Annotated in this window: 6 protein-coding genes; 1 reads left to right on the top strand and 5 read right to left on the bottom strand. The window is 59.2% G+C overall.

The features are described from left to right. From DBR22_RS16820 to DBR22_RS16800, 5 genes are all read right to left on the bottom strand, one after another. On the bottom strand, positions 1–1368 hold a 1368-nt coding region (locus DBR22_RS16820), incomplete at its 3' end, for an AIPR family protein (protein WP_108599961.1). Next, entirely contained in the window at positions 1365–2348 is a 984-nt protein-coding gene (locus tag DBR22_RS16815) for a PD-(D/E)XK motif protein (protein WP_108599960.1), read from the bottom strand. The genes DBR22_RS16820 and DBR22_RS16815, both read right to left, overlap by 4 nt. Beyond that, positions 2348–5161 carry a Z1 domain-containing protein gene (locus DBR22_RS16810; protein ID WP_108599959.1) on the bottom strand — a complete coding sequence of 938 codons (2814 nt, stop codon included), beginning with the start codon at positions 5159–5161 and terminating at the stop codon, positions 2348–2350. The genes DBR22_RS16815 and DBR22_RS16810 overlap by 1 nt, the downstream gene beginning before the upstream one ends. Beyond that, on the bottom strand, positions 5148–6605 hold the full coding sequence (locus tag DBR22_RS16805) for an ATP-binding protein (RefSeq protein ID WP_108599958.1): 1458 nt from the start codon (positions 6603–6605) through the stop codon (positions 5148–5150). Before DBR22_RS16805 ends, DBR22_RS16810 begins: the two co-directional genes overlap by 14 nt. A 53-nt stretch (positions 6606–6658) precedes the next feature. Beyond that, positions 6659–7828 carry a DNA cytosine methyltransferase gene (locus DBR22_RS16800; RefSeq protein ID WP_108599957.1) on the bottom strand — a complete coding sequence of 390 codons (1170 nt, stop codon included), beginning with the start codon at positions 7826–7828 and terminating at the stop codon, positions 6659–6661. 388 nt (positions 7829–8216) lie between these two features. Here DBR22_RS16800 and DBR22_RS16795 point away from each other — a divergent pair. Beyond that, positions 8217–9194, top strand: a 978-nt coding sequence (locus tag DBR22_RS16795; protein ID WP_258229258.1) for a DNA cytosine methyltransferase, incomplete at its 3' end; no start/stop codon positions are given.

The raw sequence follows: 9194 nt of genomic DNA, 5'->3' as shown, positions 1-9194 counted from the left end.
GAAGACGGACTGGGCACCCTTGCTGACAAGATCAGGATGCTGATTCCAGCAGTAATCGTACTTGGCCCAATCGGTCTTCGTGATGCGTTGTGACTTCGGGTACTCCAACTCGAATTTCGCCTGTTCACCCGCGGATCCACGCGCAGTACGGTCGTTCTCCCACTGCCCTCTAGCGCGCTCGTAAAACCAACCGGTCTGGTACTGGTGGCCCTCCTTGGCGGGTGCTTTAAGACGCCGGCTGATTTGTTCCATGCGGATGTGGAACTCGTGCGTGGAAAATAGGTCCGCTGCGCTTACTCTGTTCTGGCTGTTCGCGTACTTGGCGACCGCCTGAACCACGGTTGCCGAGTCGGATTCGCTAACCGTTACGAGTTTCATTTGGATGGAAACTTCGTCGATGATGTCTTCGCTCTTGTTGTTGCGCAGGAAGTGTGCAATCGAAGCGGTCGTTTGGCCGCCGTTCACGATCTGCCAGCGGTGAAGGCTACGGATCGTCGTACATTCGGAGGAACGTCCGAGTTCGACCTCAGTGGCTGTAGTTGTCAGCCCGTTGTTGTAGGCCAGGAACCGTGCCGGCTCCTGAGCCAGGGTGCTCTGGATGCCGCGGTTCACCTGACCCCTTGCGCTCAAGAAGGTCCGGACATTTGATTCCAGAAGGAGGCTGCCGTATTCGTCGAACACTTCAGCGAGGACCCGGGCTGGGATGACGGCTAGGTAGGTCCGTGTGGTCTCGTCGTTGCTGGGGGCGACCAGACAGGGAAGACCATCGGACAGCCACTTCGTGAAGTCGACGCGGATGTCTTCGCTACCGCGCTCGGGAAGAGTAGCGTCGACGATTCGCCGCTGATCCCAGATCTCGTAGGTAGCCTTCAGACCAGCAACAGTGCCACTCTCGACCGTGCGGATGCGGCCGCTCATCAGGCCATCGGTGATGAGGATGACCCGGATCCTGGCGATCTTGCCGCCTCTGATCTGCTTCGAGAAGTAATCGGCGTACTCCCATTCGCGCGACGACATCTCCAGGTGCGTTGTCAGCCAGCCGTCGACAGCCGCCTCGATGTATCCGGTGGCGCGTCCGATGGAGTCCTTGGCATCGGTCATAGTGAGCGTCGCGTCCCTGCCGAAGTACCGTCCGGCAAGAATAACTAGTGACTGCTCGAGCGGACTCTCTCCGTACCCCAGCAGTTCGAGACGCTTCCTTCGCGGTCCGTTACAGCGAAGTGGCTCGACATTGAGATTCGCCGCGGCTTCCGCATCTTCGAGCCGTCGGGCAAACACCGCGGCGAACGCCTCAAGCTCGAAAGCGCCGTCGCCGGCCACGGCCTCGACCTTGATCTCGTTGCGAAGGTCATCGACTTCGATGCTCACGTCAATTCCATCTCGCTGAGAAGTTCGCTGAACGGTGCCGCGAAGGGGGACAGCCTCAGTAGTTCGAGGGAGTAATGGACGTCGATTATCCCGGCGGGAAGTGAAGGGATGTCGAGGTGCGGGAATCCCTGCTGCACTGCAAACCGTCGCCATTCGCCGGGCAGGAAACGGTACTTGTCGTACCACTCGTCGGAGAGGTCCAGAGTGAGAGCTTCCAATGCTGCATCCCACTTGTCCCCGGGACCCGGGCCGGCAGCCGCGACGATTTCGCCGGTTTCGTGCACGTACGCACGGAACGGGATCGCCACGGTGGAGCCATCCGGGGCGTCTTCGACTGGCAGCACAAGGAGATCGAGCGGTTGCTCTGAGGGTACGAGTTGCCTCGGGGACGACACTCGTATTGTTCCGGGCGGCTGGTGAGTCGACTTCACCTCGATTCCGCGTCCATTAGCGAAGGTAAAGTCATGCACGCCTAGTCCTGCCTTCGCCCAAGGTCCCCGCCAGGCCGTCACGGCATCCTCGACGCTCATACCGGCGGCGATGATTGTGCGCATAAACAGGAGTTCCGCGAAGGTGCCGCGTACTAGGGCTTCAGAGAGGCGACCGCGGCGTTGACCGACGAAGCGCCGATATTCCTCGATCGAGCGGATCAGAAGCTCGGTGCCCTCGTCGACCGACGTCGACACGGCGACTCGTCCTAGGACGTACTCGACCAGTTTCAAGAACAGGGGTGGTAGTCCCCGGTCATTGGCGGTGATTTGGACATAGTCGTTGTTCCCGCTCCGCGTCGTCTTCACCGAGAATCCCTGCCCGTCGCTGACGACCTGGGCTGGGGTGAGTGAGACACGGGCGAATAGGGCTGCACGGCCATTGTCATTTACGGCGGCGAACATGAAGGGTGCCTGGAGGATGACCATCATCCGCCCACTCTCGGCGGCGAGCACCTGCTCGAACAGCGGCTCCACGAGCGAAGCGTTCATCAGGCCTCGTCCTCGTCGACTTCGTCGTCACCCTCATCTTCGACGAAACCATTGTAGGCGCGCCAGTAGACCTGATTGACTTGGTAGGTCTTCGATTCGCGAGTTGCGTCCTCGATTTGCTCCTGAGTCATCTTCGGGAATGCAATCGCCACCGCGATGCGCGTTAAACCTGTTTCGACCTCTGTGAGATCCGAGGTGTCCTTATGAGGATCCGGATCAACCGCGGTGACGGCATAGATCATCAGGATCGGGTGATCTATCGAAAAGAGTGTGCGTGCCTGCGATGACATTAGCCTGCCGTCCGCAGTGAAGCGCGGCTCTGCTTCCATCGCCTCGCGCTCCGACGTGAGGAGCGACCCGATGAGGTCGCCCGCGGAGGACACTCGCCGGCGGTCGAGACGAATGTGTCCGTCAAGGCGGCTACGTCCCATCTTATTTCGGACGCTCATGGAAACTTTGAAATCCTCGCCGAACCAGTGAGGCTGCCCTTTGCCACTTTTTACCAATACGACACTCCAGCGATCGCTTCCCGGTGCAATTTTGAATGCATCCGTGATTGGCAGAGTCCCATCGGCGCCTCGACCGAAAGTCTGGCTGCGGCGGTCGCCCTGGAAGGTTCGGAAAAAGTCCTGCACAGCGTCGAGGGGAACGTTCTGCCATGAGTCGAAATCGTCGCTCGTCTTCACCGATTTGGCAGGGCCGAGCCGTGCGATCAGCGTCTCTACGGCTGCCTGATTTGCCTGCTCCACTTCAGCTTCGCCGGTGAGGTCGTAGGATTCCGCAAGTTTGTTCTGCCAGACGGTTGGTCCGATATTGATGACCTGGGTGTCACGCCCCTTGTTCGCTGCGACGATATCGACGCTGTCGGGATGTACGAGGACCCGCAAACCGAATTGCCTCGGAGTGAGCCCGCGGGCTTTCATGTCGAGGAGCGTTTCCCGCAGTTCGTCGGTGACTTGTGCCGAATGCGTGAAGTCCGCGCGCGTCGTTTCCGGCATCCAGATGCGAACGAGGTCATCGAAGTGGGGGCGGTAACCGAACCAGCGCCCCATTTGCATGAGTGTGTCCATCGTGCGGGGTTCCCGGACGAAGTAACTCACCTGGAGGCCGTCAAGGGTGAGGCCACGCGAAAGGATGTCGCCGCCGACCACGATCTTCGGGACAAGATCGTCAGTTTCCCGCTCGGTGACGGTCATCAGTTTCCGTCGCTTTGCGCGTTCCTTCGCGGTGTCACCGTTGATGAGGTCGACCCGGAATTCCGGAGCGATGTCGACAAGTTTCTCTGCGACGTCATTCCAAACAACGTCGGTCACATTGGCGAATCCCACATCCCACACGTCCTGAATCCTCTTGGCTGCAGCGCTTCTGGCAGCGTTCTGTCGAGCGAACTCGCCGAGAATCATCGCTACCGTCGCCTCGAGAAACAGTACGGACAGGTCCGCTACTTGGCGTTCCACGCTTTTGAACCGAGATACGTTGATGAGCATCGACGCAGCTTTGACCTTCTGATCGCGGATACGGCGGATGGCGGTGCCGAGAAGGAACTCAATTATCGCGGTCTCCAGGGACTCGGGGAGTGCGGTGACGGGGTGATGATTTTTATGCTTGATCGAAATGATTGCGAGACAGTCATCAACCTCGGTGTTGATCGCTGCATCGCCGTCCTCGGCGAAGTACGTACCGATGCCGCGGTAGGTGCTCGGCGGGAACATGGTCCTGATGTAATCGCTCGGGAACAGGTCGTTGAGCACAGTTCCCGGGCCGTCGGCTACCGGCTCGCCACGCCTCGGCTTCTCGACGAACTCGAATGCTGCCTGGTCGTTGATGAAGATGTTGGCAAATGGCGTGGCAGTAATGGCCAAGTAGGAGCTACGCGTCGAGACATCGAGGAGCGCGCGGATCGCCTTGTTGACGCTCGTCGGGTCTTCCTTATCGCGTGTGTTCGGGCTTCCCCAGTCTGATTCGTCGTCCACGACGATGAGGGGAATGTCCAGCCGCCCACCTGGCGCCTGGCTCTTGATGTAAGTCCGGATGTTATTCAGGAGTGAAGGGGTCTTCTTGGTGATAAATACCGTGGGGAGTCCACCCTCCACCCAGGTAATACTTGATCCGCGCTTCGACTTTGAGAAGTCGTGTCGGACGGTCGTCATCAAGTGGGCGCGGAGCCCGTGAATATCACCGACGCCCACGTTCCGGATGGCGGCATTGCTGATGCCGTCTTCCCATGTTTCCGAATCAATTCCCAGCAAGTCGGTGTCGAATCTCGTCTGTGTCTGCTGCCGCAAGTCCTCCGTGTGGCCGCCAATGACGACGATCACTTGGTAGCCGTAGTCGAGCGCCTTGTTAAGGACGCCGAGGTACGTCGCTGTCTTTCCGGACTGCACCTCACCCATAAGCAGGCCACGTCGGGGCCATGTACCGTCGACCTGCATCGGATCGCCCAGCAACTCGACTACATCGTCGGTCTGCGAGTCGAGCGTATTGATGACGTTCGCTTCCCAGTCCCGGTTGATGAGCAACTTTTTGTATGCGTCCCAACGCAGTGTCTCAACCTCTTCCCGACGCTGCGCTATCCAAGGCCGGAAGGTCGTTGGGTCGACGATTGAGCCGCCCAGGGCCATCTCGACAGCGTTCTCCTGGGTAAACTCCTGGAGGACCTCTGCGATCCCGATCGCAGTGAGGTCCTCAAACAGCAACGAAGCAAGCCCTCCCGCCTTCGTCTCCAACTCGTCGAATGTCAGCGGACGGACTCTGTTGAACAACTGATCTTTGAGGTACCTCTTGAAATCGGTCTGACGTTCATTCAGCGGCATCGGCGTCCTTCCAGACGAGATCGACAAGCGTGTTTAAATCTTTATGGCTGTTGAACGGCTCCACACCGGCCAGCTGCGTCACAGCAATTTCGGGGTCGGTGCTGAACAGCCCTGATCGTCGAATGTTCCGGAGGCTCGTGATGAGTGCCTCCTGCTCAGGTTTCGGGGTGATCGACGGGACGTTAGCGGCGTACTCGACGTAGGCGTCCATGAGCGGGAAGGTGCTCGCGATGGTCTGCAACAGGCCGACCACTCGTTCGGCGTCGTCGGTGTCTAGGCGGGACAGGACTGACTCGACGAGCGGACTTTTGAGGTTCACCTCGTAGCCAAAGCCGTCACGGGTCTTCAGCTTCGTCCAGACGTGCGCGACTTCGGTGTTCTCTCGCCTCCCTCGAAAGGCGTGGACTCTGCGCCCCCGGTTGAGGATAGGGTCGATGAGTTGTCGGAGTCGCAACTTGAAAGACTGGGGTGGCTCCGCCCGAGACTTCTTGATGTCGAGTTGCCAGAGCGCGTCCAGGGTACTCGGCACATCGACTTGGACGCGGGTCTGCTTCGACAATTCGTTCATGCGTGCCAGTCCGTACCAGTGACCGTGCGATATAAGCCTGCGGTTCCTGTACACGTAAAACCCCTGCGCCTCCCGCATGCCTTCACCGAGGTCAGGCCGTTGCCTTTCCACGGGCGTAAGAGCGGAGGGGTGCGGGAGGGTGAAACCTTCTACACGCACCTCGCCGCCGCCGATTTGGAGAGTCTCTGGTGCAGTGCGCTGGGTCTTCGGGTTATCGGACAGGAACGGGTCAGTCGGCCGCAGGGGGATTCCATTGATCATGATGCTGATTCGATCGCGGCGGTCAGCGAGAAACCGATGAAAGACGAGCGCGAGACTGGAACGAACTCCACCGAGCCGTTCGGCGAGGAAGGAACCTGGCGAGGTTGTATCACCGATCAGGAGATCCAGTTCGTTCCACAGTACGAGCGTCCCGCTGAGCTGGGCATCAAACTCAGCCCACAAGGGCAGGTCTCTGAGGTCGGTTTCATCAAGGACGTTGAGGAGCCACTTACCCGATTCGCGCACGAAGTCGATGTCCCACCGTAACGCGGTGACCATGCCGGCACGCTTCGTGATCAAGGTCAGGCAGCGCGCCTGTGACAGCGACGCCGTCTTGAGGCCAAGCCCAAAACGACCCAGGTCCGTATCTTTGCGGTCTCCGACCGTGCCTGCCAGGCGCAGTGCCTCGCGCGCGTCTCTCGAGGTCATGCCGCATCCATCGTCCAGGATTGCGAGGTACTTGCCCTCGACAACATCTGCGTCAATAACGATGTGGTGTGCTTCCGCCGTAATGCTGTTGTCTATGAGGTCTGCGACAGCGGCTTCGAGTGAGTAACCAACAGAGCGCATGGATTCGAGCAAGTTGACGCCCGGCTCTAGGATCTCCGGATCCATTTCCCCCCTTGGTTCATCGGCCACTCGTAGTAGTCAGGCAACCGATGCTTTCATTACCTCGTGTTCGTCTGTTCTGATTCAAGAACCTTGGTGAATTCGATGTTCGGTTCAATCGAGGGGTATGGGATCCCCGCGAATGACTTGAACAGCGCTGTAAAGATGGCCTCTGCAGCCTTCACCGGAACGGCCATGCCGACCTGCTTCCTGACGCTTTCCTTCAGTCCATCGAAGGCGAAGTCGTCCGGGAAGGACTGAAGACGAGCCCTCTCACGATTCGTCAATGCGCGGTCAAGCACCCAGTGATAGATGTAGGAACCGCCGCCCCCGGCCCCAGTCACTGTGTACGCCGGCTTGTCCGGATCCAGTCGTTTGTAGGTTGTGCTGATCGTCGTGCGCGTCTTGATGTGGAGCCGCTCGGGCATCTCCTGAAGAGCGCGAGGAGAGAAGGCGTGCTCACCTGGCCGCAGGTAACTGAGCCGCTCGGCGACCATTGCAGACGGACGGACAAACTGGTGATTGGGGGCGCTCAGAGGGATCGGCGGAACCGTGAGAGCCGATTTCGCGCTCACGTCGATGTCGTTGTAAATTTCCGGCGATGGAACGCGAAAATCGGTGCGAAGATCCTCGCGGATTCCAACGATGACTATCCGTTGCCGTCGTTGTGGCACACCGTACTCATCAAAGGAATAAAGGTGCGGGACGATTCGGTAGCCAGGGCCGTTGTCGGGAGCCTGAAGGTGCTCCAGAATCTGCTTGAACGCCTTGCCCTCGTTCGCGCCGCGAAGTCCTGACACATTCTCAGCTACGAACCACTTGGGCTTCTTCGAAGCGAGTACCTTCACCCCATAGCTGTACAGCGGACCGTAGTCGCCGCGCAGCCCCTTCCATTCCCCAACGAGGCTGTAGTCGTTACAAGGGAAGCCGAACGCAAATCCGTCGATCTCTCCAAGGGCTTCGATGTCGAGAGTGTGAACGTTTTGATGGACGACACCCCCGCCCGCCGCAGGAAGGTCAGCCGCAGACTCAACTAGCTTCGCATCGTCGCCATACTCAGGCACCAAGATGTTCCGTTTGTAAGTTTGGCAGGTGTCGAGGTCATAGTCATTCGCCCAAGCATGCCGCAGCGCTACGCCCTCAACGGCCTGCGCGGCGAGCCGGGCACCGAGTGCCATGCCGCCGGGGCCACTGAATAACTCACCCATGCGGTAGGTCTGGCTGATCATCTGCGTTGTTCCTTGGTGTCGAATTGGGGGGCGCGACCATCAGCCGTTGTTAGCCCGGTTGACAACGTCACTGCCTCCACTAGCAACGCCACCGACGCAATTCAGTGCAGATTCTGCCAACCCTGATCACTTCCCCGCCAGTGTAGTGGTCCTGACAGATATTCAAACATGGCACGTAGCGCACGGTCGTGAACGACACAGGCGATCTGCTTTGCTGCCCGGTCCGCGGCACGTCCCCCCAGGAAAAAGCCGGACCTTTGACAATGAGGCCTTCATGTCGGGGGCTCCGTTTACGCTCTTCAGCATGACTTCGCACACTTTTACAGCTTCCGCTCGGCCCAGTTCCACAGGCGACTCGGACTCGGCAGCATACTATGGGGCGGTGAGTATGCAGCTGATAGACGAACTAACCGACGAGTACGTACCCAGCAGAATCCCAAGCACCCACCCGCTGCATGAACCACAGCTCCTCACGGCGGCGCGCCGGGAACAGTTTCGGCAAATGGCTAAGGCATCACGCTTGGCTAAGCAGGCGGCAGAACGCGGCGAAGCGGCAGCGTCCATCCACCCCATATATACCCCTCGCTTAGACCCCAATGAGCTTATGCCCTTGGTTGAGCCCCGGGGACTCACATCCCTGTCGTTGTTCAGTGGCGGCGGCGGACTAGATTTGGGGTTCGAGCGTGCAGGCTTTACCCATTTGGCGTCCTACGAATGGATGGACGATGCCGGAAAAACCCTAGAACTGAACCGTCCAAATTGGGAGGTTCACCGTGGTGAAGCTGGGGACGTTCAAGCCGTGGACTGGCGGCGGTTCAAAGGTCAGGTGGACGTCCTGCACGGTGGTCCCCCTTGCCAGCCTTTCAGCATGGCCGGTAAACAGCGCGGAGCGCTGGATCCGCGAGACATGTGGCCGGAATTCGTGCGTGCCGTCAAAACGATCAAACCCCGCACCTTCGTGGGCGAAAATGTCGCCGCCCTTTCAACCGCACGCTTTGCAGAATACGTCGAGCAGATCATCCTTTCCCCCCTTTCGGCGGAGTACCATATTCAGCGGGTCACGCTGCACGCTCATGAATTTGGTGTTCCGCAGTTGCGAAAACGGATTTTCTTCGTGGGATTTCGGCGAAAGGCCGATGCACGCAATTGGACCAGGCCCGCGGCGACCCATTACCGTCCCGGAACAAAGCCAGTAGAAGGCCTTGCACCAACAATGGGGATACGGCAGGCGCTGGGCCTTCCCGACGTTGGAATTGATGACCTTTCACCAACCATCCGGAGCGGTCTTTCAGGCCCCCGCCACACGACATCCATCGTGAATAGCGTTGCGGCGGCTAAACGGTTTCGTGCGCTGCAGATCTGGGGC

This window comes from Arthrobacter sp. HMWF013 (assembly GCF_003061105.1).
GTDB lineage: Bacteria > Actinomycetota > Actinomycetes > Actinomycetales > Micrococcaceae > Arthrobacter.
The sequence above is the reverse complement of the archived record's forward strand: the minus strand, read 5'-3'. Positions and strand labels throughout refer to the sequence as shown.